20 protein-coding genes, 1 tRNA gene and 1 riboswitch are annotated in these 25,020 nt (G+C 58.4%); of the genes, 9 read left to right on the forward strand and 12 right to left on the reverse strand.

Annotated features, from left to right (window positions below):
• On the forward strand, positions 1 to 2,345 hold a 2,345-nt coding region (locus ACODR9_RS17975), incomplete at its 5' end, for a THUMP domain-containing class I SAM-dependent RNA methyltransferase (RefSeq protein ID WP_488810926.1).
• 81 nt (positions 2,346 to 2,426) lie between these two features.
• Here the strand turns inward: ACODR9_RS17975 and ACODR9_RS17980 are convergent.
• Positions 2,427 to 3,041: a hypothetical protein gene (locus ACODR9_RS17980; RefSeq protein WP_488810928.1), complete on the reverse strand. Its 615-nt coding sequence runs from the start codon at positions 3,039 to 3,041 to the stop codon at positions 2,427 to 2,429.
• Between the two features lie 6 nt (positions 3,042 to 3,047).
• Positions 3,048 to 3,401 carry a hypothetical protein gene (locus ACODR9_RS17985; RefSeq protein ID WP_488810930.1) on the reverse strand — a complete coding sequence of 118 codons (354 nt, stop codon included), beginning with the start codon at positions 3,399 to 3,401 and terminating at the stop codon, positions 3,048 to 3,050.
• Positions 3,402 to 3,593: 192 nt separating this feature from the next.
• Between ACODR9_RS17985 and ACODR9_RS17990 the strand changes: the two genes are divergently transcribed.
• Positions 3,594 to 4,199: a MarC family protein gene (locus tag ACODR9_RS17990; protein WP_103526307.1), complete on the forward strand. Its 606-nt coding sequence runs from the start codon at positions 3,594 to 3,596 to the stop codon at positions 4,197 to 4,199.
• A gap of 91 nt (positions 4,200 to 4,290) precedes the next feature.
• Here ACODR9_RS17990 and ACODR9_RS17995 read toward each other — a convergent pair whose 3' ends face one another.
• On the reverse strand, positions 4,291 to 5,199 hold the full coding sequence (locus tag ACODR9_RS17995) for a DNA-binding protein (protein WP_488810932.1): 909 nt from the start codon (positions 5,197 to 5,199) through the stop codon (positions 4,291 to 4,293).
• Positions 5,200 to 5,586: 387 nt separating this feature from the next.
• Between ACODR9_RS17995 and ACODR9_RS18000 the strand changes: the two genes are divergently transcribed.
• Entirely contained in the window at positions 5,587 to 6,885 is a 1,299-nt protein-coding gene (locus ACODR9_RS18000; RefSeq protein ID WP_488810934.1) for a dicarboxylate/amino acid:cation symporter, read from the forward strand.
• A gap of 30 nt (positions 6,886 to 6,915) precedes the next feature.
• On the opposite strand, the gene ACODR9_RS18005 is transcribed toward ACODR9_RS18000, so the two are convergent.
• Positions 6,916 to 7,833 carry a LysR family transcriptional regulator gene (locus ACODR9_RS18005; RefSeq protein ID WP_488810936.1) on the reverse strand — a complete coding sequence of 306 codons (918 nt, stop codon included), beginning with the start codon at positions 7,831 to 7,833 and terminating at the stop codon, positions 6,916 to 6,918.
• A gap of 129 nt (positions 7,834 to 7,962) precedes the next feature.
• Between ACODR9_RS18005 and ACODR9_RS18010 the strand changes: the two genes are divergently transcribed.
• The 3 genes from ACODR9_RS18010 to ptsG all read left to right on the forward strand — a co-directional run bounded on the left by ACODR9_RS18010 (position 7,963) and on the right by ptsG (position 13,171).
• Positions 7,963 to 8,352, forward strand: coding sequence for a DoxX family protein (locus ACODR9_RS18010; RefSeq protein WP_488810938.1), 390 nt, complete (start codon positions 7,963 to 7,965; stop codon positions 8,350 to 8,352).
• Positions 8,353 to 8,786: 434 nt separating this feature from the next.
• Positions 8,787 to 11,300 carry a phosphoenolpyruvate--protein phosphotransferase gene (ptsP, locus tag ACODR9_RS18015; RefSeq protein WP_488810940.1) on the forward strand — a complete coding sequence of 838 codons (2,514 nt, stop codon included), beginning with the start codon at positions 8,787 to 8,789 and terminating at the stop codon, positions 11,298 to 11,300.
• Positions 11,301 to 11,389: 89 nt separating this feature from the next.
• Positions 11,390 to 13,171: a PTS glucose transporter subunit IIBC gene (ptsG, locus tag ACODR9_RS18020; protein ID WP_488810942.1), complete on the forward strand. Its 1,782-nt coding sequence runs from the start codon at positions 11,390 to 11,392 to the stop codon at positions 13,169 to 13,171.
• Between the two features lie 76 nt (positions 13,172 to 13,247).
• Here the strand turns inward: ptsG and ACODR9_RS18025 are convergent, their stop codons facing one another.
• The 6 genes from ACODR9_RS18025 to hppD form a co-directional block, all read right to left on the reverse strand.
• Complete coding sequence (locus ACODR9_RS18025; RefSeq protein WP_488810944.1) at positions 13,248 to 14,042, reverse strand: Cof-type HAD-IIB family hydrolase; 795 nt, start codon at positions 14,040 to 14,042, stop codon at positions 13,248 to 13,250.
• Positions 14,043 to 14,167: 125 nt separating this feature from the next.
• A tRNA-Phe gene (locus tag ACODR9_RS18030) sits at positions 14,168 to 14,243 on the reverse strand.
• Between the two features lie 154 nt (positions 14,244 to 14,397).
• Entirely contained in the window at positions 14,398 to 15,045 is a 648-nt protein-coding gene (gene maiA / locus ACODR9_RS18035) for a maleylacetoacetate isomerase (protein ID WP_488810946.1), read from the reverse strand.
• Positions 15,038 to 16,021, reverse strand: coding sequence for a fumarylacetoacetate hydrolase family protein (locus ACODR9_RS18040; RefSeq protein ID WP_488810948.1), 984 nt, complete (start codon positions 16,019 to 16,021; stop codon positions 15,038 to 15,040). The genes maiA and ACODR9_RS18040 overlap by 8 nt, the downstream gene beginning before the upstream one ends.
• A 59-nt stretch (positions 16,022 to 16,080) precedes the next feature.
• Complete coding sequence (locus ACODR9_RS18045) at positions 16,081 to 17,211, reverse strand: homogentisate 1,2-dioxygenase (RefSeq protein ID WP_488810950.1); 1,131 nt, start codon at positions 17,209 to 17,211, stop codon at positions 16,081 to 16,083.
• Between the two features lie 102 nt (positions 17,212 to 17,313).
• Positions 17,314 to 18,396 carry a 4-hydroxyphenylpyruvate dioxygenase gene (gene hppD, locus ACODR9_RS18050; RefSeq protein ID WP_488810952.1) on the reverse strand — a complete coding sequence of 361 codons (1,083 nt, stop codon included), beginning with the start codon at positions 18,394 to 18,396 and terminating at the stop codon, positions 17,314 to 17,316.
• Between the two features lie 445 nt (positions 18,397 to 18,841).
• Between hppD and ACODR9_RS18055 the strand changes: the two genes are divergently transcribed.
• The 3 genes from ACODR9_RS18055 (at position 18,842) to ACODR9_RS18065 (ending at position 22,382) form a co-directional block, all read left to right on the forward strand.
• Positions 18,842 to 19,327, forward strand: a complete 486-nt coding sequence (locus ACODR9_RS18055; RefSeq protein WP_089085887.1) for an Lrp/AsnC family transcriptional regulator — start codon at positions 18,842 to 18,844, stop codon at positions 19,325 to 19,327.
• A 117-nt stretch (positions 19,328 to 19,444) separates the two neighbouring features.
• On the forward strand, positions 19,445 to 20,491 hold the full coding sequence (locus ACODR9_RS18060; RefSeq protein ID WP_488810954.1) for an ABC transporter substrate-binding protein: 1,047 nt from the start codon (positions 19,445 to 19,447) through the stop codon (positions 20,489 to 20,491).
• Between the two features lie 10 nt (positions 20,492 to 20,501).
• Positions 20,502 to 22,382: a sensor domain-containing diguanylate cyclase gene (locus ACODR9_RS18065; RefSeq protein WP_488810956.1), complete on the forward strand. Its 1,881-nt coding sequence runs from the start codon at positions 20,502 to 20,504 to the stop codon at positions 22,380 to 22,382.
• Between the two features lie 39 nt (positions 22,383 to 22,421).
• Here ACODR9_RS18065 and metF read toward each other — a convergent pair whose 3' ends face one another.
• Positions 22,422 to 23,258, reverse strand: a complete 837-nt coding sequence (metF, locus tag ACODR9_RS18070) for a methylenetetrahydrofolate reductase [NAD(P)H] (RefSeq protein WP_488810958.1) — start codon at positions 23,256 to 23,258, stop codon at positions 22,422 to 22,424.
• A 135-nt stretch (positions 23,259 to 23,393) separates the two neighbouring features.
• Positions 23,394 to 24,794 carry an adenosylhomocysteinase gene (gene ahcY, locus ACODR9_RS18075; protein WP_488810960.1) on the reverse strand — a complete coding sequence of 467 codons (1,401 nt, stop codon included), beginning with the start codon at positions 24,792 to 24,794 and terminating at the stop codon, positions 23,394 to 23,396.
• Positions 24,795 to 24,864: 70 nt separating this feature from the next.
• Positions 24,865 to 24,929, reverse strand: a riboswitch (S-adenosyl-L-homocysteine riboswitch).
• Between the last annotated feature and the right edge of the window lie 91 nt (positions 24,930 to 25,020).

Consider the following 25,020-nt stretch of genomic DNA (forward strand, 5'->3'; position numbering starts at 1 on the left):
GCGAACGCAAACCGTTCAACCGCGACGACCGCGAGCGCAAGCCTTACCCGCCGCGTGATGGTGAGCCGCGCCGCTTCGAGCCGCGTGACGGCGAACGCAAACCGTTCAACCGTGACGACCGCGAGCGCAAGCCTTACCCGCCGCGCGATGGCGAGCCGCGCCGCTTCGAGCCGCGTGATGGCGAACGCAAACCGTTCAACCGCGACGACCGCGAGCGCAAGCCTTACCCGCCGCGCGAACGTGATGCCTCGGCTCCGCGCAGTCTGCATCCAGCCGACAACCGTGGCGATCTGCATGAATCGCGCCGCCCGGAAGGCGAGCGCAGCTACCAGCGCGATCGTGGCCCCTCGGGCCGCAAACCGTTGAATAGCCAGCCTGATCGCCAGATCGAACACAAGCCCCATGTGCCGCATCATGTGGAACGCGACACGCCGGCGGCTACGCCGACCATTCCGGCAGCAGCAGCAGAGCAAGGCCCGCGCAAACTGTTCTCCAAGCCAAGCGAGCGCCGCGAAGAGCACGCGCCGCGCGACAAGCAATTCCGCCGTGACGAACAGCCGCGTGAACAGGCTCCACGCCGCTTCGAGCGCAACGATGCCGCCCGTCATTACGATCCGGAAATCCTGCCCGCACCGGCGGTTGAACGGGAAAACCGTTTCCGTCGCGACGAGCCTGCGCAAGAAAACGCACCGCGCAAGCTGTTCTCCAAACCAGCCGAACGCCGTGACGCCACCAGCCATTACGACCCGGAAATCCTGCCCGCCCCCACGACAGAGCGAGAAAACCGTTTCCGTGGCGATACCAGTGCCCCGGAAGCCGCACCGCGCCACGTTGAGCGCGAAGACAAGCCGCGCCAGGAAAGCAGCCAGCGTAAACTGTTCAGCAAGCCATCTGATGGCCCGCGTGACAGCAGTTTCCGCCGCGAAGACAGCCGTGAGCAGGCCCCGCGCCGTGATGCACGCGACGAACGTGGCAGTTGGAGTGATAAACCCAGCAGCCTGAAGCCATTCGACAATAATCGCCGCATGGAGCGCGATCCCCGCGCACCGCGCCAGCACGACAGCCGCCAGCATGGCGACAGCGCCAAGCCAGCCTGGAGTGGCAAGCCCGCCGAACAGTCGGTCTATGCCCTGTCCGGCCTGCGCCACAACCAGTTGGCCTTGTTCTCCCCCTGCCCGCGCGGCCTGGAAATGACCTTGGTAGCCGAGCTGAATGCACTCGGTGCCAACAATGTCAGCAAGGTAGACGGCGGCGTGGCATTCAATGGTGACGCCGACATCATGATGAAGGCCAACCTGCACAGCCGCACCGCCAGCCGCGTGCTGCTGAAGCTGGCTGAAGGTGGTTACCAGCAGGAAAGTGACATCTACCAGCTAGCCATGCAAATCGACTGGCCACGCTGGTTCGACGTATCGCGCAGCATCAAGGTAAAAACTGATGCCATCGGCGCACAATTGCGCAGCCTGGATTTTGTTTCGCTCAAGGTGAAAGATGCCGTGTGCGATCGCTTCCGTCAGGCCAATGCCGGTCGTCCCAATGTAGACACCCGCACCCCGGACATGCGCATCCACACCTTCCTCACCCGCGACCATGCCACCATTTATCTGGATACCAGCGGCGAGCCGCTGTTCAAGCGAGGCTGGCGTGAAGAAACCGGCGAAGCCCCGCTGCGGGAAAACCTGGCCGCCGGCATTCTGCTGATTGCCGGTTACGATGGCAGCCAGCCGCTGCTGGACCCGATGTGCGGCAGTGGCACCTTCCTGGTGGAAGCCGCCGACATCGCCCTCAAGCGCGCCCCGGGCCGCAACCGCCGCTTCGGTTTCCAGCGCCTGCGCGAATTCGACGCCTTGTCTTGGGAAGCCCTGCTGAGCGAAGCCCGCGCCGCCGAGCTGCCGGTACGTGACCTGGCAATCAAAGGCAGCGACCGTGCCCGCAACATGCTGCCGATTGCCCGTGCCAACCTGCAACGCGCCGGCCTGGCCGATGCCATCGAGCTGCAAGCACAGGACATCCTGGAAGCGCGCCCGTTTGCCGACAGCGGCTTTATCGTCACCAACCCGCCCTATGGCGTGCGCATGGACGAACAAGACGCGCTGGCCGAGCTGTACCCGCAGCTGGGCGACTGGCTGAAAGCCTACTTTGCCGGCTGGACCGCCCACTTCTTTACCGGCGACTTGCGCCTGTCCGACATGATTCACCTGTCGGTGAAGCGGCGTACCCCGCTGTTCAACGGCTCCCTGCCGTGCCGCCTGTTTGCCATTCCGATGGTGGCTGGTAGCGCCCGCCGCGAGAAACCGGCAGCGGATGCAGATAACGCTGCCGACGAAGGGGATGATGCCGAGTAATCTTCGGCGGCATACCTAATAAACAAGGCCCGGCATGCCGGGCCTTGTTCATCTGTCCGCGTTTGGCACTTGAGCGGTTAGCTATTGCGCTGTGCTAGAGCACGCTTCCATGCTTGCGCGCTCTGCGCTCCGCTGGACAAGATACCCGCCGAACACAATAAGACAAATACCTAGCAGCTCGAATGCGCGAGGCAGGTGCGCATCAAGCGCATAACCGTAGGCCAGAGCAAAAATGGTTTCCAGACAAAGCACTCGCCCTGCCACGATGCTGGAAATATGGCGTGACGACACATTCCATAGCCACATTGCCAGATAAGACACAAAGACACCCAAAAAAACAATACCAAGCATGAATGCAATTATCCTGTCCGCAGGATAATTATTGAACACTGCCCAATCATACCCAGCAAATACAAGCATAAAAACCGAAAGTAGAATACTTTGCAATAATGCGCAGACACCCAACAACCCTGCCCAGCGCAACGAAGAAATACCAGCATTCGACTTAAGAAAATTGGCATTAGCAACGCAATACAGGGTAAGCACCAATAAAGATATCAATGAAAAAATGATACCGCGAACATGATTACCATCGAGCAATAGGCTTGAAGAACCATCCACATTCAAATAATTAATCAACACAATTCCAGAAACAATCAAGCCGACACCTGGTAACAAGCCAGACAGTGACTGCATCTTGTCCTAAAATGCACCAACCAGAATAACAGAAACTGGTAACAATCCAACAATCAGCGCAGGATAAACGAAGCCACTGTATTTGATACCCAAGGTCAAGAAAAGATAATAACCAACATTACCGCAGAATGAAATTGCATTTCCCACCATGAAAATAGGCAAGGAAATCTTTACATCCCCCAGCCCCAGCAGCACTAAAATAATAATCGAAATAACACCATATACGATATAACGAAAAACAGTAATCAGTTCTGAGGGGAAATCATGCAAGGCATACGGCACAACAAATGCAGCTCCCCACAGAGCATTGGCAGCCACACCCAACGCCATATAAAAATTTACACTCTTGCTTCCGGCCATTACATAGCCTCCCAAAAATAACACTCACCAAAAACAAACAATATCAATTGACAAGCATCGCAATCACCGCACAGAATTTCGCCAACCCAACCACCCCATAACTGCAATAGCATTTTTCCTAAAAACCAACTATTAAAAAAATAGCTATCGTTACAGACAGAACATCACTTTAACTAACACGTCGACACCACCATGCAAACATCATTTATCTCGGCCACCGTGCTGCTGATCCTGATTACTGACCCGCTAGGCAATATTCCGCTGTTCATCTCCGCGCTCAAACAAGTCAAACCGGAACGGCGTAAAAAGGTGGTGTATCGTGAATGCCTGATCGCTTTTCTGGTATTGCTGACCTTCATGTTTTTCGGCCGCAATTTTCTGGACGTGATGCACCTGACTGATCAGTCGATGCAGGTAGCTGGCGGGGTGATTCTGTTTCTGATTGCACTGAAGATGATTTTCCCCAGCGAGGGCGGCAGCGTGTTTGGCAGCGACAAGATGCACGGCGAGCCATTCATCGTGCCGATTGCCATTCCGCTGATTGCCGGCCCCTCAGCCATGGCCACGGTGTTACTGATGTCCACCAGGGAGCCGGCGCGCATGCTGGAGTGGATAGGCGCGCTCACCATCTGCATGCTGGTGACCACTGTGGTTTTTCTGTTCTCTGGGCGTTTGCAAAAACTGCTGGGCGAGCAAGCAATTACCGCGCTGGAACGATTGATGGGTCTGGTGCTGACCGCCATTTCCATCGAGATGCTGCTAAGCGGCGTGGCATCGTATATCCGCCAGTTTCATTAAATCGTGCAGGGGTGAAACTGGCGATCAGACCATGACATCCAAACTTGGTGTCCAAGCGTGAATGAAAGCACAGGGAGGGAGAGCATGCACTCTAGCGCGATCGAACAATCATGTCTGCTGCACGTGACGACGTTCCGAGCCTTCCCGTCACTGACTGACTATATGCCGCTGCCTCAAGATCGCTTTGTTCTTTTGCTGCAGCAGGAACAGTGGCAGTAGCGGCCGGGGCGGGTGCTGCGGTGGCAGATTCACCTGCACGCTCGGCCTTGGCTTCCTGTAGTTGCTGACGCAGGCTGGCCACGGCACGCTGTGCACTTTCCTTGTCAGATCGCAGTACGCGCAGCTCTTCTTGCTGTGCTGCTTGCTGCTTGCGCAGCACATCGCATTCCTTGCGCAGTTCATCGCATTGCTGACGCAGTGCGCGCAGCTCATCGTAAGACTGTGCCAGTTTCTGATGCGTCTCTCCCAGCTCACGCTCCACCCCAACCAGGCGCGACTCGGTCTGTCCCAGGCGACTGGCAGACTCGTCCAGGCGCGGAGCCGCCCGTTCCAGCTCTTGCTGTTGTCGTGCATTCAGTGCCAATACCATGCTCAATTGGTGGCTGGTGGCCTCCAGCTCGGCCGCCTGCCGCTCAAATGCATCAGCCAGCTCAGCACGCAGGGCATCCAGCTCGTCCCGTTCAGTCTGCCAGCCGGCTTGTGCAGTACGCAGATGCTGGTTTGCAAACTGCTGGGCATGCATCCAGACAGCCTGAATCGCCACCAGCCCTGCGTCTTCAACCGGGGCCGGCAGCTTGTTGCCCAGTGGCTCGGGGCTGACGGGCTGGATCTTGCGCCATTCCCTCAGCACCAGGCTGGCCACATTCATATCGACATTGGCACATTTGCGGACTTCATCCAGCGCAGGAAACGACTGGTGACCATTTTTGGCGTACAGGTCGGATGCAACATTATGGATGCGCTCGCGCACTTCAACTGGGATCGAGTCGACATTAACCATGGGATTTTCCTTTAACTGGCAGTGAACATGCAGTCCACCAAGCAACGACGGCATCCATTGCCACAACTCCCGGATGACACGGCCACGGTTGCCGGTCAGTCCCGCTTGCGCAGCCAGATCAAGAATGCTTTTGAGTAAGGTTGTGATTTTTTCGCGTTGCCAGAAAATGCACAACAGGTCAAAGCAGGCACAAAGTACAGTAATCAACTCATCCCGCCGCCATGCCTTCGCTGGCTTCTGCCAGGTTATCCGTTCAATCCTTCCGGCTTAGGGATATCAGCAATTAGCCTAAAACCAATCGCTTGCTAGGATGTAGCCAACAACAGGATCCAGACAGGGTCCGGAACAACGCTCAACCTCCGAACATCCGAGAACAAGAGACCAGACATGCAAGCCAGAACTCCGCTCTACTCGCGCCTGTACTTCCAGGTGCTGGTTGCCATTTCCATCGGCGTACTGATGGGTGCTTTTTATCCGGAAGCCGCCGCCAAGATGAAGCCGCTGGGTGATGCCTTCATCAAGCTCATCAAGATGATGATTGCCCCCATCATCTTCTCTACCGTGGTGGTGGGGATTGCCAAGATGGGTGACATGAAGGAAGTTGGTCGTGTCGGCGTCAAGTCCTTGTTGTATTTTGAAATTGTCACCACGCTGGCGCTGGTAATCGGCCTGGTGGTGGTGAACCTGCTGCAACCGGGTGCTGGCCTGAATGTTGACCCGCATACCCTGCATGCCAAGGAAATCGTCAAGTACACGGCAGAAGCCAAGGACATGAATACCGTGGACTTCCTGCTGCACATTATTCCGGATACGGTGGTGGGTGCATTTGCTACTGGTGAAATCCTGCAGGTATTGCTGTTCTCGGTATTGCTCGGCCTGGCGCTTACCCGCATGGGCAGCAGCGGCAAGACTGTCATTTCCATGCTGGACGAGTTTTCTCACGCCCTGTTCGGCGTAATCAACATGCTGATGAAGCTGGCACCGATCGGTGCGTTTGGTGCTATGGCCTTCACCATTGGCAAGTACGGCGTGGGCTCGCTCAAGCAACTGGGCTTCCTGATGGCTTGTGTCTATCTGACCTGCTTTGCCTTCGTCTTCATCGTGCTGGGTACCATTGCCCGTTTCAACGGTTTCAGCATCTTCAAGTTTCTGGCCTACATCAAGGAAGAGATCGTACTGGTGCTGGGTACGTCTTCGTCTGAATCTGCCCTGCCCGGCATGATGAAAAAAATGGAACATCTGGGCTGCGCCAAGCCGGTAGTGGGCATGGTGATTCCCACCGGCTATTCCTTCAATCTGGATGGCACGTCGATTTACCTGACCATGGCCGCCATCTTCATTGCTCAGGCCACCAATGTGCAGCTGAGCCTGGGTGAAGAGCTGGGCATCATCGGTGTGCTGCTACTAACCTCCAAGGGCGCGGCCGCCGTGACCGGTGGTGGTTTCATCACCCTGGCCGCCACCTTGGCAACACTGGGCGGCAAGCTGCCGGTAGAAGGTCTGGCGCTGCTGATCGGCGTGGACCGCTTCATGTCCGAGGCACGTGCCATCACCAACCTGATTGGTAATGGTGTGGCCACCGTGGTGGTGGCCCGCTGGGAAAAGGCGCTGGACCAGGACCGCATGCAGCGTGTACTGAACGGTGAAGTACTACCGGAACTGGATGCCGTACCTGCCAAGCATTGATGCAGTAACCGATCCTAACTTTCAGTCAGTTTATGGCCCGTCATACGACGGGCTGTTTTTTTGCTGGGCAAAGAAGTCCACCAGAAAATCGACAAAAACCCGCACCTTGCCCGGCACGTGGCGACGCACCGGATAAACCGCCGAAACATCCAGACACAACAAGCGAAAATCATCCAGAATGGTTTGCAGCTGCCCGGCCTCCAATGCCTGCTGCAGCAGGAATTCGGGCTGACGGGTAATCCCCATGCCCTGAATGGCGGCATCGGTAAGGATATCGCCATTATTGGCGCGCAAGCTGCCCTTCACCCGCACCCGACCCGTACTGCCGTCCGGTGCCTGGTATTCCCACAGATTGGGCTGGCTGGTCAGGGTGTAGATCAGGCAATCATGCTGCGCCAGTTCGTCCGGGTGCTGCGGTACGCCATGGCGCAGCAGATAATCTGGTGACGCACACCAGCGGTCGCGGACCTTGGCTAGCGGCCGGGCAATCAGGCTGGAATCAGCCAGATTGGACACCCGGATGGCGAGATCAAAACCCTCTTCCACCAGATCCACCTTGCGATCATTCAGCGATAACTCCACTTCCACCTGCGGATACTGGCGCTGGAAGCCGGCAATGGCACGCCCCAGAAAGCGCATGCCGAAGGAAACCGGGGCCGTCACCCGCAAGCGGCCACTGGCCTTGCTGGCGCCTTGCGACAGCAGGGCGTCCAGATCCTCCAGCTCGGCCAGCAAGGCCCCGCCCTGCGCCAGATAGGTTTCACCAGCTTCAGTCAACGACAGCCGTCGGGTTGTCCTATGCATCAGCCGCACGCCAAGACGCGCTTCCAGTGCCGACACCAGCTTGGTAACCATGGCGCGTGACAGGTCCAGCCGGTCGGCGGCGGCAGCAAAACTACCCTGTTCGGCCACCGTCACAAAGGCGCGGATTTCAGAAAACCTATCCATATAGTTTCCTATTAGTAAATAATTTCTTCATTTATAGCATATTTATTCAGCCATCTACCCGTGGTCAAATGCTCTCACTGCCACAGCCCCACCACACACACGGGCGTTAACCGCCACAGGAGTTTTGCCATGAATACCACCTCTCCCGCTCTTTCCGCCCTGATCCTGCGCGTATCGCTGGGCCTGATGTATCTGGCGCACGGGGCCACCAAACTATTCGTGTTCGGCCCCGCTGGCACCGCCCAGTTTTTCTCCAGCCTGGGCCTGCCCGGCTTCGTAGGCTATCTATCGATGGCCGCTGAAATAGGTGGTGGCCTGCTGCTGATCCTGGGACTGAAAGCACGCTGGGTTGCGCTGGCGCTGGTGCCACTGCTGGCCGGTACCATCGTACTGGTGCATGGTGCCAATGGCTGGATGTTTACCAATCAGGGCGGCGGCTGGGAATATTCGGCCTTCCTGATCACCAGCTCGCTGGCGCTGTTCTTCCTGGGTGATCAACCCGCCCGCCAGCAAGACTGAGTCACCGCGTTCCCAAAGCGCAGCTCGCCTAACGGCGGCTGCGCTTTTTTGCGTTTGGGCAGTATGACTCCCGCTTGCTCCGGCCATGTATGCCACTATGCTGGAGAAAGCAGCCGCCATCATCACCGGCAGATAGCCCCGGGCGGGTGGGCCCGCTGTAGCATTGCTGCAGCACAGTCGGATTATTTTGTTGACGGCCATCAAGCCAGTTTCACATCAAAGCTGTAGCTAAATTACAATATTGGCATCATACAGGCGTTGCAATCTGCCTACACATCCAAGGGCAAAAACAGGTTTAATCCTGCAATAACAATATTCTTGCGTTTGACAGGCTGATTAGGCACTTGCCTTACGCGCCGAGTTGCGGCTTAATCCAGCCCCAACAATCGCTCGTAATAAAATAACTGTTGCAATCAACTCCTGAGGAGTTTCACATGGGCTCTCCCGCGCCACGACTGGACATTCTGGCTCCCCTTTCCGGGTGGCTGGTCGCACTGGACACCGTCCCCGATCCGGTATTCGCCGGCAAAATGGTGGGTGACGGTATTTCCCTGGATCCGACTTCCTGCTCGCTGCTGGCCCCGGTCAGCGGCATCGTCAGCAATATTCATACCGCACACCATGCGCTGACCATCACCTCGGACAACGGTGTCGAAGTGCTGGTCCACATCGGCATCGACACCGTCATGCTCAAGGGTGAAGGCTTTGTACCGCTGGTGGAGCAAGGCCAGCAGGTTAAGGCCGGGCAAGCCTTGATCGACTTCGACATGGATCTGGTCGCCTGCACCGCCCCCAGCTTGCTCACCCAAATCATCATCACCAATGGTGAAGTGGTGGAAAAGCTCACCTGCGCCAGCGGTCTGGTCGAGGCCGGCAAAAGCATCATCATGACGCTGGATCTGCAAGGTGCAGCCGAAGCCACCGCGCAGGCCGAAGGTGAAACCCTCAGCTCAGACACCATCACCATCACCAACCCGGCCGGTCTGCATGCACGGCCGGCAGCCGTGTTTGCCAGTGCCGCCAAGCACTTTAGCGCCGACATCCAGCTGCAACTGGGCGACAAGGCAGCCAATGCCAAATCGGTGGTTGGCATCATGGGCCTGGCCACGGTGAATGGTGATCAGGTACGCATCATTGCCACCGGGCCGGATGCCGCCGCCGCCATTACCGACCTATCCCAACTATTGCTGGACCGCTGTGGTGAAAGCCTGGATGAAGCCCCGGCAGCGCCCGCCCCGGCCACTGCCCAGCCGGTACAGCAGGACAGCGCTGGCGTGCTGGCTGGCGTGGGTGCTTCGCCCGGCATCGCCATTGGCCGCATTTTCCACCACCGTCTGCAAGAGTTTGACGTGGCGGAAGCCGGTGCCGCTGGCGTGGTGGAACAGCAAAACTTCACCCGCGCCACCGAAGAAGCCGCTGAGCAAATCGAAACCATCAAGACCCAGCTGCAAGACCAGGCCAAGCGCGCCATCCTGTCCATGCATCAGGAACTGCTGCAAGACCCGGACCTGCTGGCGCTGACCTATGCGGGCCTTGCCGATGGCAAATCCGCCGCCTGGGCCTGGCGTGCCGCCTTCAGTGCTTACTCTGCCCGTCTGGAAGCGCAGGACAATGCCCTGCTGCGTGAGCGCGCCAACGACATCCGCGACGTAGGCCGCCGCGTGCTGGCCTTGCTGGCCGGGGTGAAACAGAGCGAGCTGGATGTCCCCGCCGGTTCCATCCTGATTGCCGAAGACCTGGCTCCGTCCGACACCGCCGCGCTGGACCCGGCCAAGGTACTGGGCTTCTGCACCCGTACCGGTGGTGCCACCAGCCATGTGGCCATTTTGGCCCGCTCGCTGGGTATTCCGGCCATTTGCGGTATTTCGCAAGCAGCACTGGCACTGCAAGATGGCCGCGAGGTGATTCTGGACGGCACTGCCGGCACCCTGAACATCGCCCCCACCGCTGCCGAGAAGGCCGAGGCTGAAGCCGCCATCGCCCGTCTGGCCGAACGTCGCGCCGCCGAACAGGCCATGTCGCAGCAGCCGGGACAAACCAGCGACGGCAGCCGTATCGAAGTGGTGGCCAATATCCGCAATGCCGCCGATGCCCGTGACGCCGTGAAAGCCGGTGCCGAAGGAGTGGGCCTGTTGCGTTCGGAATTCCTGTTCGACAACCGCGACACCGCACCGTCCGAAGCCGAACAGGCTGCCGAATACTGCGCGGTGGCCCGCGAGCTGGGCAGCGATCGCCCACTGGTAGTGCGCACGCTGGACGTAGGTGGCGACAAGCCGCTGTCCTACCTGCCCCTGCCCAAGGAAGACAACCCCTTCCTCGGCCTGCGCGGCATCCGCGTCAGCCTGGACCGCCCAGACCTGCTGCGCACCCAGTTGCGTGCCATTCTGCAAGCCGCTCCGCTCACCCGCCTGCACATCATGTTCCCCATGGTGGCGTCCTTGGACGAGCTGCGCGCCGCCAAGGCCATTCTGGCCGAAGAGCAAGCTGCCAGCGGCCATGCCGACGTCAAGGTGGGCATCATGGTGGAAGTACCGTCTGCCGCCATTCTGGCTGCGCGTTTTGCGCCGGAAGTGGATTTCTTCTCCATCGGCACCAACGACCTCACCCAATACGTGCTGGCGATGGACCGTGGCCATCCGCAACTGGCCAAACAGGCTGATGCCCTGCATCCGGGCGTGCTGGCCATGATTGCCATGACCTGCGATGGCGCCCGCGCTCACGGCAAGTGGGTGGGCGTGTGTGGCGGTCTGGCGTCGGACGAACGCGCCGCGCAGGTGCTGGTCGGCCTGGGCGTGACTGAGCTGTCGGTCAGCACCCCCGCGGTGGCCAGCGTCAAGGCCACCCTGGCGCGCTGGAGCATGGACGAATGCCGTACGCTGGCCCAACAGGTGCTGGCACTGGGCACGGTGGCCGAAGTGCGCGCCCATCTGGCACAACAGGCGCGCTAAGCGCGACGAACCTGCCGTCCGGCTTGCCCGGACGGTGCTGGCTCCTCGCCTGCTGACGCAGGCGGGAGCATTACGCAGGAATCACTATCATGTTTGATCAATCCTTCGCTTTTCTGCAGAAAATCGGCAAGGCACTGATGCTGCCGGTAGCCGTATTGCCGGTCGCTGGCCTGCTGCTGGGCATTGGCGCTACCGACTTCCACACCCAGAGCACTGTGCTGCTGGCCATCCTGTCGCTGATGAAAAACGCCGGTGACGTGATTTTCGGCAATCTGCCGCTGATCTTTGCCGTGGGCGTGGCACTGGGCTTTACCGAAAACGACGGTGTAGCCGCCATTGCCGCCACCATCGGCTTCCTGGTGATGACCACCACGCTGGGCGTAATGGCCGGGCTGATGGGCGTGAAACCCGACACCATCATGGGCATGCCGTCCATCCAGACCGGTGTGTTCGGCGGCATTCTGGCCGGTGGTCTGGCGGCGTACATGTTCAACAAGTACTACCGCATCAATCTGCCGCAGTATCTGGGCTTTTTTGCTGGCAAGCGCTTTGTGCCCATCATCACCGCTGTGGCGGCCATCGTGCTGGGCGCGGTGCTGTCCTTTGTCTGGCCGCCGATTGGTGGTGCCATCAAGACCTTCTCGCAATGGGCTGCGGTGAGCGACCCGCGCACAGCCGCCACCGTGTATGGCTTTGTCGAGCGTCTGCTGATTCCATTTGGCCTGCATCACATCTGGAACGTGCCCTTCTTCTTTGAAATGGGCGACTTTGTCGATGCCAGCGGCAAACATATCCACGGCGATATCAACCGCTTCTTTGCCGGTGATGCCACTGCCGGCGTGCTGTCCGGTGCCTTCCTGTTCAAGATGTTCGGCCTGCCGGCCGCAGCCATTGCCATCTGGCACACTGCCAAGCCGGAAAACCGGGTGAAAGTGGGCGGCATCATGATTTCCGCCGCACTGACTTCCTTTCTGACCGGCATTACCGAGCCCATCGAATTTGCCTTCCTGTTCGTGGCACCGGTGCTGTACTTCATCCATGCCTGCCTGGCAGCATCGGCCCAGTTTGTGGCCAACTCGCTGGACATGCACATGGGTTTCACCTTCTCGCAAGGTGGCATCGACTTTTTGATGTTCAACCTGATCGGCAACAAATCGCACAACGCCTGGTATGTGTTCATCCTGGGGCCGATTTACGCCGTCATCTACTACAGCGTGTTCCGCTTCGTCATCCTCAAGTTCAACCTGAAAACCCCGGGCCGTGAAGATGAAGACAACGCAGCGCAGAGCGAAGTCAGCGAAGACCAGCGCGCCCGCGCCCTGGTGCTGGCCTTTGGTGGCCGCAGCAACATCACCAATCTGGATGCCTGCATCACCCGTCTGCGCATTGCGGTGAAAAACCCGGCGCAGGTGGACCAGGCCAAGCTCAAGTCCATGGGCGCATCCGGTGTGGTACAGGTAGGCAGCGGCATTCAGGCCATTTTCGGGCCCCAATCGGAAAACCTGAAAACCGATATGGAGATCTACCTGAAAACCGCCGGTGACGATGCCGAGCTGCCAGTTGCCGCCGCCAGCGCCAGCCCTGCTGCCACGGTCATTGCAGCTGCTGCGCCAGCCGCCGTCGCTGCCGATCCGCAAGTCGCAGCCATGGCAGCTGCCGTGCTGGCGGCACTGGGTGGCCGTGACAAAGTGCAAAAGGTGGAAGCCATCGCGCACACGCGTGTGCGCGTAGTGCTGAAACAGGCCACCAGCCTGAATGAAGCCGCCGCTCGCGAGGCCGGTGTCATGGCCTGCGTGCAGACCCAGCCTGGCACCTGGCATTTGATTGTTGGCGACAAGGCTGCTGCGCTGGCGCAAGCCCTGCAAGGCTGATCAGGTGCACCAGAAACGACAAGGGCTGCCTCGGCAGCCCTTTTTCATGGTGCGCTCATCGCACGGAGGAGAACGCTTACAAGGCGAATAACTGGCGCAGATGCAGGGCCACACCGGATTCGACATTACTGGCCACGGTTTGCGCCAGCGGCAGCCGTGATGCCAAGCGAGGGTGGGCATTGGCCATTACCCGTGGATGACCGGCAGTCTGCAGCAGTTCGATATCGTTCTGGCCATCGCCAAACGCCAGGCAATCGGCAGTAGCGATCGCCAGCTCATCCAGCACCAGTTGCAGCGCGTGGCCCTTGGATACGCCGGGGGCCATCACTTCCAGGCAGTTATCTGCCGAGAAGGTGATATAGGCATGATCACCCAAGGCCTGGTGCAATTTGGCCTCAACCGTCAGCAAATGGGCATGGTCAGCAATGTAGAGAACCTTGGCCACACCAACCCCATCATGCTGATGCAGCGGGGCAACCTGATAGTGCAGGCCAGAGTCGGCATGCAAATCCAGCAGGTACTGATAGGGTTGGTCGATCAGCCAGGCATCGTCCAGATAGAAATTCAGCACGGTCCCGGCGGCAAATTCCGGCTGGGCAATCTGGCGCACGATGGCCGGGTCCAGATTGCTGCTGTGGATCAGATGGTTGTCCGGGTCATGCACCCGCGCGCCATTGGAGCTGATCAGATAGGCGGCAATACCCAGCGCATCGCGAATGCCTTTGACATCCAGATAATGACGGCCCGTGGCCAGGGCAAAGCGCAGGCCACGCGCTTCCAGTTGCTGCAGGGTTTGCGCGGTCAGCGCATTGACGCTGTGGTGTTCATCCAGCAAGGTGCCGTCCAGATCGGAGGCAATGAAACGGTACACGGCAGGACTCCGCTTGTAGTGGGAGCAAGCGATTTTACACCCGTCGCCATGTAGCCGCAGAACTACACCAGCAAGGGAGACCAAAATGCAAAAAGCCAAGCATTTAGCTTGGCTTTTTTGAATTCTGGTGGCCAGTCGCGGAATCGAACCACGGACACGCGGATTTTCAATCCGCTGCTCTACCAACTGAGCTAACTGGCCATCACTGCTACGCTTTCGCGTCATCAGAGCCACGCATTAAATCAGAGCCGCTTACTTGCGTCAAGATATTTTTCAAAAACAGCCATCATGCAGACTGAATTTCCCGCTTTGGCCCTGCATGCAAAAAAGCCGGCTCAAGGCCGGCTGGTCAAGATCACGATACGGCATCCGCTTGCTGTGCCGGATGCGCAGTCGCAAAGGCCGACAAACCGGCCAGCGCGGCATCAATGCGGACAATATTGGGATACGGAGCAAGATCCAGCCCGAAACGCCGCGCAGCAAATACCTGTGGCACCAGGCAGGCATCCAGCAAACCTGGGCTATCCCCGACGGCATAGCGTGCCGGCTGACTGGCCAATTGCTGCTCCAGTGCGGCAAAGCCGGTGGCAATCCAGTGACCGATCCATCGGGTTTTCTGTGCATCGCCCTGGCCCAGTTCGGCTTCCAGATACTTGAGTACGCGAGAATTATGCAGCGGATGGATGTCAGCACAAATGCTCAGCGCCAGCGCCCGCACCCGCGCGCGGGCAAAACGGTCGGTCGGCAACAGGGCTGGCGTATCCGGATAGGCCTCGTCCAGATACTCGCAGATGGCCAGCGACTGGGTTAGCAACTGGCCGCCATCCAGCAAGGCGGGTACCAGCCCTTGTGGATTGAGTGCCAGATAGGCCGGATCACGTTGCTCGCCCTGCAGCAGGTTGACCGCTTGCTGGCGGTACTCCAGGCCTTTGAGATTGAGGGCAATGCGTACCCGGTAAGCGGCACTGGAGCGGTAATAGCCATACAGGACGCGTTCAGTCATGGCTGATCACTTTCTGATCAATGCGACCGAAGATGGATTGACCGGCAGCATCGAGCATTTCGATACGCACATGATCCCCAGGCTGCATGAAGGGCGTGACCGGTGCGCCTTGCTCGATGATCTCGATCATGCGCTGCTCGGCCAGGCAGCAGGAGCCGGTGGCACGGTCGTGATTGGAAATGGTACCGGAGCCGACAATGGAGCCAGCCGCCAGCGCGCGGGTTTTCGCCACATGCGCCACCAGCTGGGCAAAGTTGAACTGCATTTCCACGCCGCACTGCGGCTGGCCATACAGCGTGCTGTTGTATTCCACCCGCAGTGGCAGGTGTACCTTGCTGTCCTGCCAGGCGTGGCCCAGCTCGTCCGGCGTTACCGCTACCGGCGAGAAGGCGGTAGCCGGTTTGCTCTGGAAGAAACCAAAGCCCTTGGCCAGTTCGGCCGGAATCAGGTTGCGCAGGGTGACATCGTTCACCAGCAGCAGCAGGCGGATATGCCCGGCACAATCAGCAGTCGGGCTGCCCAGTGGCACGTCATCGGTAATCACCGCTACTTCGCCTTCAAAATCCAGCCCCCAGCTGACATCGGCCAACGGAATGTCGGCATGCGGCGGCAGGAAGGTATCCGAACCGCCCTGATACATCAGCGGGTCCTGGTAGAAACTGGCCGGTACTTCGGCACCACGTGCCTTGCGCACCAGTTCCACATGATTGAGATAGGCACTGCCATCTGCCCACTGATAGGCACGCGGTAGCGGGCTGTGGCAAGCAGCCTGGTCGAACGGTACTTCGCCACTGAGCGGCCCACGGTTCAGGGCGGCATAGACTTCCTGCAAGGCAGGCTCGCAGCGGCTCCAGTCATCCAGTGCGGCTTGCAGGCTGGCGGCAATCTGCGGCACGGCAACGGCACGGTCCAGTTTGCGGCTGACAACCATTAACTGGCCATCGCGGGTGGCATTACGGTAGGTGGCAAGTTTCATTGATGTGCTTTCCTTGACGGGCGGCGTGGCGGGTACGGCCTGCCGCCCGGTGATCTGGTTCAGGCCTTGGGCTTCCAGCTATCCACATAGCCGGTCCACTCCACCGCACTCAGGCCCGGTCCCTGCTCTAGCGCGCTGCGGGTGTCTATCATCACCGCCACTTCGTCGGTGAATTTCTTCGGCTCGCTCATCGCCTTGGCAAACGCCTTGGGGTGCGGGCCATGGGTGAAACCGGCCGGGTGGAAGGTAAGCATGCCGGGCTTGATATTGTCGCGGCTGAAAAAGTCACCAGCGTGATAAAAGATGACTTCGTCGTAGTCATCGTTGTTGTGATAGAACGGCACCTTGAGCGCACCGGGGTCGGATTCGATCGGACGCGGCACAAAGGTGCAGATGACGAAGCCGTCGGCCACAAAGGTGCTGTGTGCCGATGGTGGCAGGTGGTAACGATGGCTCATCAAGGGGCGAATGTCGCGCCAGTTGATGCGCGCCACCGCAACCGTGCCATGCCAGCCGATGGCATCCAGTGGATTGAACGGGTAGGTAACGGTGGACAGCGCATTGTGGCGCTTGATCACCACCTGCCATTCGTCCTCGGTTTGCTGTGCCCTGAAGGCATCGTCGATGGCCGGGACATCCAGCATGGCTTCATCAAAAAGCGCATGCGGGCCAACAATGCCTTTGTCCGGCAGCTGGTAAGCGCCATTGCTGGCCTCAATCAGCAGCATGGTGGTGGTTTCCGCCGGCTCGATGCGCCAGCTGGTGGAACGCGGAATCAGGATGTAATCGCCATCGCGATAGCGCAGATGGCCATAGTCGCAAAACAGCTCGCCACTACCGGCATGGATGAACAACATGTCGTCGCCATCACCATTGCGGTACAGCCGGGTCATCGCTTGGCTACAGGTCCAGATACGCAACTGGCACTGGCTGTTATGCAACACCAGTGGTGCCGACCAGGGGGCTGCCACGTCTTTGGGCAGTGCATTCAGATCGAAGGCGCGTGGTTTGAGCGGCCCTTCCCAAGCCGACCAGCCGGTGGGCGGGTGCTTGTGATGCAGATGCGTGGCCGGGCCAAAAAAGCCGCTGCGCCCTACTTCACGTTCATAAATGCCCTCAGCCGGCAAATCGGCGTGGGCCTGACGGGAGATTGTCCCTTCCCGATGCGGGAATCCTATCCATTTACGCATGGACCATTCCTTGGCCGGGTGGCGCAACAAGCACCACCGGCTATCGATTTAGCAGGGCGGCGCACTACGCAAGGGCGGTGCGCCACACAGTCACAGTCCGGCTCAGTCGGTCTTCAGTACACCACGGCGGATCTGGTCTTCTTCGATGGATTCGAACAAGGCGCGGAAGTTGCCTTCGCCAAATCCCTCATTACCCTTACGCTGGATAATTTCAAAGAAAATCGGCCCGATGACGGTTTCGGTGAAGATCTGCAGCAGGATGCCCGCGCCCTCTACCGGCGCGCCGTCGATCAGGATGCTGTTCTTGCGTAGACGGGCCAGGTTTTCGCCATGGCCGGCCACACGGCTGTCCACCTTGTCGTAATAGGTGTCCGGGGTATCGAGAAAACGAGTACCGGCAGCCTTGAGGGTTTCCACTGTCTGGTAGATGTCGCGCGTGGCCAGCGCAATGTGCTGGATGCCTTCGCCGTGATATTCGCGCAGGAATTCCTCGATCTGGCTCTTGTCGTCGGAGGATTCGTTGATGGGGATGCGAATCTTGCCGCAAGGGCTGGTCATGGCCTTGGACACCAGGCCGGTGAGCTTGCCTTCGATATCGAAATAGCGGATTTCACGGAAATTACCGATGTTTTCGTAAAAACCGGCCCATTTCGCCATATTGCCACGGAAGACATTGTGGGTGAGGTGGTCGATTTCATACAGCCCGACACCAGCCGGAAATTGCTCAACGCCATCCAGCGGCAGGAAATCGACATCGTAGATATTGTGCGATGGGCCATAGCGATCGACAAAATACAGTGCCGAGCCGCCAATGCCCTCCACTGCCGGGATATTCAGCTCCATCATGCCGATGGGGCGCACATAGGGTTTGGCACCGTGGGCCAGCGCATATTCATACGCCTTGGCCGCATCCTTCACCCGCCAGGCCATGGCACAAGCGGAAGGACCGTGCACCTTGCCAAACTCATTGGCAGGCTGGGTGGGCTCGCCATTCAGGATGAAGTTGATATCACCCTGGCGATACAGGCTGACGTTCTTGCTACGGTGGCGGGCTACTTCGACAAACCCCAGCGAAAGGAACAAGTGACGCAAATCGGCAATACCTGCGGCGGTGGGGGCCGTGTATTCGACAAACTCAAAACCATCGGTTGCCAGCGGGTTGTGCAGTCGTGCTTCCATTTTCACCATCTCTCCTCTTTGTTATCACAGCCAGGTGCGCTGGATCACAGCATGTCTGGCTATGGCTGATATGCATGACAGCAAGAAAATGACCGGACGGGCAGTAGACAGCAGAGTGAAAGACAAGTCGGAAAATGAGGAGTGAGCCGGCTAGGTGACGGAGCAACTTGGCACAGGGCACCACCGTCTTGTGCATATCCGCCAGACGCGGGTTTGCCCGCAGCCAGGGGCAGAAACTGCTTCAGTTTCCCGGCGGCACGGTTTTGTGTGTCTCACCAGGCATCTCCTCTATCTTTGCCGACATTATCCAGTGATCTGATGCCACCGTGTAAAATGTCCAGGTTAGGATTTTTATTCTAGGGAAAAAGCCTGGCAATTTTCTTGCTAACATTCCCCAGATACACAATAACTAGAAATATAATTTCAACAAATTAAAACCAGAGGAGTTTACATGCCAAGTCTTACGCTAGATAAGACAGACTTGCGCATCCTGTCCGAGCTGCAGCTCAATGGCAGGTTGACCAATGTGGAGCTTGCGGAAAGAGTAGCCCTCTCTCCTTCCCCCTGTCTCAGACGCCTCAAGCAATTGGAGGAGTCTGGTGTCATTCGCCAGTATGTGGCGCTGCTGGACCCGGCCAAAATCGGCCTGGGTTTGCAGGCTTATGTACGCGTGGTGCTGGAGAAGCGTGGCAACACGCATGTGCAAAGCTTTATTGATGCAGTCCAGCGCTGGCCGGAAGTGATCAATTGCTTTGCAATGACCGGAGAAATGGACTACCTGTTGCAAGTTTATTTTGAAGATCTGGAACACTTTTCACGTTTTGTGATGGATGAACTGTTACAGCAGCAAGGTGTGGAAGATGTAAAATCCAGTTTCGTCCTGAAAGAAATCAAGCGCACGACCTCCTTGCCGCTCAGCCAGCTCAGAAGTCTTTAAGCTAGCAAGCATTCAGCAAATCTCTGCGCAGTCCGAAATATGCAGGAGGAATGAACAAAGGCCCCCGGCATGCAGGTGACTCGACAGCTCCGTAACCTTGCCCTGGTTGTTGCAATAATGTTGCACAGCCAGGCATGGGCATTTTCGGTCACTTTCATCTCGCCGGGGCGTGCGGACGAGGCATTCTGGCTCAGTGCCAGCCGCGCGATGCAGGCAGCAGCCAGCCAACTGGATATCCAGCTGGAAGTGCTGTACGCCGAACGGGATCCAGTACAGATGATGACACTGACCCGCGCCGTCACCCAGCGCGTACGCAAGCCGGACTACCTGCTGCTGGTCAACGAAAAACTTACCGGTCCTACCATGCTGTCAATGGCCGATCAGGCTGGCATCCCCTGCTTTATCATCTTCAATCAACTTACCCCCGCCCAGTTGCAGGCCAGTGGTTTGCCACGCCAGCGGCTCAGGCATTGGCTGGGATCGTTGGCCCCGGACAATACCATGGCCGGCAGCCTCACCATGCAGGCACTACTGGATGAAGCCCGCCAGCGCTTTGCACCGGGTACCCCGCTCAATGTCCTGATGATGGCAGGAGATCGCTCCACGCCGGCCTCCACCGAGCGGGTAGATGGCGCCAGGCGCGTCCTTGCCGCCCATCCATCAGCGCGTCTGACCCAGTTGGTTTACGGAGAGTGGGAGCGCCAACGCGCACTGCAACAAGGCTTGTGGCTGCTGCAGCGCTATCCGCAGATCAATATTGTCTGGGCGGCCAATGACGAGATGGCATTCGGTCTGGAAGAAGCCATCACGCGTAGCGGCAAGCAGCCCGGCAAACAGGTACTGCTCAGTGCCATCAACAATTCACGCCAGGCCATGCGCGAGCGGCGGGATGGCCGTCTGAGCGCACTGGCTGCCGGTCATTTCATGATGGGAGCCTGGGGCCTGGTGCTGCTGTACGACTACCAGCACGGCCAGGATTTTGCCAGTGAAGGCCTGCAGCTGCGACCTGCCGTGTTCAGTACGGTTTCCAGCGCACAAGCCCAGCACTTTTTACAGTTATTCGCCAATAATGACTTCAGGGGCATCCGTTTCAAGCAGTTCAGCAAATTCGCTAACCCAGCCTTGCAGCGCTATGCCTTCGACTTCAGCGCCTTGCTGAACTAGGAGCTTGCCCATGCCCACGCGCAGACTCACCCGCCAGCTAATCTGGCAACTACTGCTGTATACCCTGCTATTTGGCGTGGCGGTAACCGCACTGAAAGCAGGGCAGGTTCTGCGCGATGGCCAGCAGCAAATGGATGCCATCCCGACCACCGTGTCGCGACTTTACCTGCCGCTACTGGGACAAAGTGCCTGGGATGTGGATATTCCCGCCCTGCAACTGCAATTGCGCCTGATTGGCCAGATACCCGGCGTACAGCGTGTTGAGCTGCGCACCGAGCTGGGCCAGTCGCTCCGCTATGAAAATCCGGAACTGGCCGACCAACTGAACAGCGGCGCATACCGGCTGCGACTGCTGGCACCACACAGCATGGAGGCCATCGGCACGCTGCGGCTCACCGTGTCGCGCCAGCATATCTACCACGCCATCTGGCAGGAAGTGGCCAGTTCGGCCTTGCAGTTCCTGCTGGAATTTTTTGGGCTGGCCTTGCTGCTGTGGTGGCTGTTTAACCGGCGCCTGGTCAAACCATTGCAGGACATGGCGCATACCGTACGCAACTATCAACCCGGCATGGAGCTGCCGCCACTGCTGCCCGGTCAGCCACCACAGCACATCGATAATGAACTGAGCGAGCTGGCCCGCGCCTTCCGCAGCATGAGCAGCAATATCAACCGCCATCTGGCAGAGCGGCAGACAATTGAAACCGAGCTGGCCAGCCACCGTGACCAGTTGGCCGAGCTGGTGACCGAGCGCACCAAAGAGCTCAACCAGCTATTGAGTTTTCAGCAGCTGATCGCGGCCATCTCCACGCGCTTCATCAATATTCCACTACAGGATATCGATCAGGCCACCGATATGGCGCTGGGAGAAATCGGACGCTTCATGCAAGTGGAACGCTGTTATCTGATCAGCTTTTCTGATGATTGGCTGGTCAATACCGTGCATGAATGGTGTGCATCCGGCATCCAGCCCACCACCCACACCCTGCTGGGACAAAGCATGCTGCAACGCAACTGGGCCTGGCAGCAATTGCAACGTTTCGGCCTGCTGTCGCTGGATGCACTGGCTGATATCCCGGCTAGTGCACAACAGGAACGCCAGGAGCTGGAAGCCCATCAAATACAAAGCCTGTTCATGCTGCGTATCGACCACATGGGCCGACCGGTTGGCCTGTTCGGCTGCGACATGGTCAGCGGTCCGCGCCGCTGGCAGAGCAAGGAACAGCAGCAAGCGCGGTTACTGGGCGAAACCCTGGCCAACACCATCATCCGCCGTCAGCAGTTGCAGGCACTGAGCAGCACGCAGCAGCAACTGCGCAATGCCAATGCAGATCTGGCACGGATGGCATTCAGCGATGGCCTGACCGGCATTGCCAACCGACGCTATTTTGATGAGCAACTCACCCAGTACTTTCAGCAGGCCAGTACAGAAGCCAGTCCGCTGAGCGTGCTGCAGATCGATATCGACTATTTCAAGCAATTCAACGATAGCTATGGCCATCTGGCAGGTGACCAATGCCTGCGCCAGGTGGCGCAATGCATTCAGGCCCAGTTACCCGAGGTGCAAGACCTTGCCGCACGGGTTGGCGGTGAGGAATTTGGTGTGCTGTTGCCAGGCAGAAACAGCGAACAGGCCAGGGCGCTAGCCGAAAACATGCGGAATGCTATCTGGCAACTGGCCATTGCCCATCGCAAGAGCAGCACCGGCGACCGGGTGACGATCAGTATCGGCGTAGCCACCTTGAATGAACGGCACGATGGCGAGTACATGCTCATGCGTGATGCCGACCGGGCGCTTTACCAGGCCAAGAATCAGGGGCGCAACCAGGTGGCCTGCGCCGCTGCGCCTTCTGTTGTGACAAACCAGATTGCAGCCCGCCCATCAACAAAATAGCCCGGAAATGCCGGGCTATTTTATCGACAAGTTGGAAGCCTACAGACCCAGCCGTTGCCACACGGTAGACACCAGACCAGCCTGATTCAGAGTATAGAAATGCAGGCCGGGTGCACCATTGGCCAGCAGCCGGTCGCATAGTTCGGTCACCACATCCAGGCCCAGCGCACGGATGGACGCCGTGTCATCGTAGTAGGACTGCATGCGTTGACGCAGCCAGCGCGGCACTTCGGCACCGCACATATCCGAGAAGCGACACAGCTGACCAAAGTTGGCAATCGGCATGATGCCCGGCACGATGGGAATATCCACCCCGCGCGCCTGCGCTTCATCAACAAAGCGGAAGTAGGCATCGGCATTGAAAAAGTACTGGGTCATCGCCGAATTGGCACCGGCTTTCACCTTGCGCACAAAATTGTTCAGGTCGTCTTCGGCCGACTTGGACTGCGGATGGAATTCCGGATAGGCCGCCACTTCGATATGGAAATGGTCGCCATGTTCGCTGCGGATGAACTCGACCAGCTCGTTGGCATAGCGGAACTCGCCAGCGGCCACCATGCCGGAAGGCATGTCACCACGCAGCGCCACGATATGACGGATGCCATGATTACGGTATTCGTTCAGGATGGCGCTAATGTTTTCTCGGGTAGAACCAATGCAGGACAGGTGCGGTGCTGCCGCATGGCCTTCGCTGCGGATTTCCAGCACGGTGGACAGCGTGCCGTCGCGGGTGGTGCCGCCGGCACCAAAAGTCACCGAGAAAAACTGCGGCTTGAACTGGGCCAGTTGCTGGCGGGTGGTACGCAGCTTGGCTACCCCCTCCGGCGTCTTGGGCGGGAAAAACTCGAAGCTGAAGGTTTTTTTCTGTTCGTTCATGATCGTCTCTGTCCCTGCTCGGAGCGGCAGGCTGTATTTTTATACTGCAGCGTGTCGTAGCGGTAATAGCCCGCAGATAGAAAAACGGACAGGTGCATCATACCCTGCCCTGTCCGTTTGCCTTACAGCCCGCTATCAATAACGATAGTGCGCCGGCTTATAAGGGCCCTGCTTGGGTACGCTGATGTAAGCAGCCTGCTCATCGCTCAGCTCGGTCAGGTTGGCACCGATACGCTTCAGGTGCAGGCGGGCCACCTTCTCGTCCAGATGCTTGGGCAATACATACACTTCCTTGCCGTACTTTTCACCATGCTGGAAGATTTCCATCTGTGCCAGCACCTGGTTTGTGAAGGAGTTGGACATCACGAAGCTGGGGTGGCCGGTGGCGCAGCCCAGGTTTACCAGGCGGCCTTCGGCCAGCAGGATGATGCGCTTTCCATCCGGGAAGATGATGTGGTCAACCTGCGGCTTGATGTTGTCCCACTGGTACTGGCGCAGGCTGGCGACTTCGATTTCGCTGTCGAAGTGGCCAATATTGCACACGATGGCGTTGTTGCGCATCTTGACCATGTGATCATGGGTGATCACCGAGACATTGCCGGTGGTGGTCACGAAGATGTCGCCCTGATCCGCCACATCATCCATGCGTACCACGCGATAGCCTTCCATCGCCGCTTGCAGGGCGCAGATCGGGTCTACCTCGGTCACCCATACGGTGGCACCCAGGCCACGCAGGCTCTGGGCGCAGCCCTTGCCCACATCACCGTAACCCAATACCACGGCTACCTTGCCGGCAATCATCACGTCGGTGGCGCGCTTGATGCCATCCACCAGCGATTCGCGGCAGCCGTACAGATTGTCGAACTTGGACTTGGTCACCGAGTCGTTGACGTTGAAAGCCGGGAACGGCAGACGGCCTTCTTTTTGCATCTGGTACAGACGATGCACGCCAGTGGTGGTTTCTTCGGTCACGCCCTTGATATGCGGCAGACGCTTGGAATACCAGTGCGGGTCCACTTCCAGATAACGGGCAATGGCCGCAAACAGCGCGGTTTCTTCTTCGTTGGACGGATGGCTGATGACGCTGCGGTCTTGCTCGGCCTTGCTGCCCAGCATCAGCAGCAAGGTGGCATCGCCACCGTCATCCAGAATCATGTTGGCTTCCTGACCTTCCGGCCATTCGAAGATTTTGTGGGAGAACTCCCAGTATTCATCCAGGCTTTCACCCTTGAAGGCAAACACCGGGATATTGGCAGCGGCAATGGCCGCAGCGGCGTGGTCTTGCGTGGAGAAGATATTGCAGGAAGCCCAGCGTACATCGGCTCCCAGCTCCACCAGGGTTTCGATCAGCACGCCGGTCTGGATGGTCATGTGCAGCGAACCGGCAATGCGTGCGCCACGCAACGGCTTCTGATGGGCATATTCTTCACGCAATGCCATCAGGCCCGGCATTTCGGTTTCGGCGATTGCCAGTTCCTTGCGCCCCCAGGCAGCAAGGTTGATGTCAGCTACGTGAAAATCAGTGAATTCAGCCATCGTGCAAAGTCCTTTCACACGCCGGCCAGAACGCGGCTCACCCGCTATTCCGGCATCGGCACGGAGTTTAGTCAGGTGAGCGCCGTTTGCAAGAAGCCCGAGCCTGGGGATTGACCTCGCAGCGCTCCTCGGGAGTGCCGTAATTATACCTAGAGACGCAAAAATGTGAATGAAACTTGAACGACAGGGGGTAAACTGAAACATTGCACTCGGCATAGTCACTTTG

The organism is Aquitalea sp. FG25, assembly GCF_057809375.1.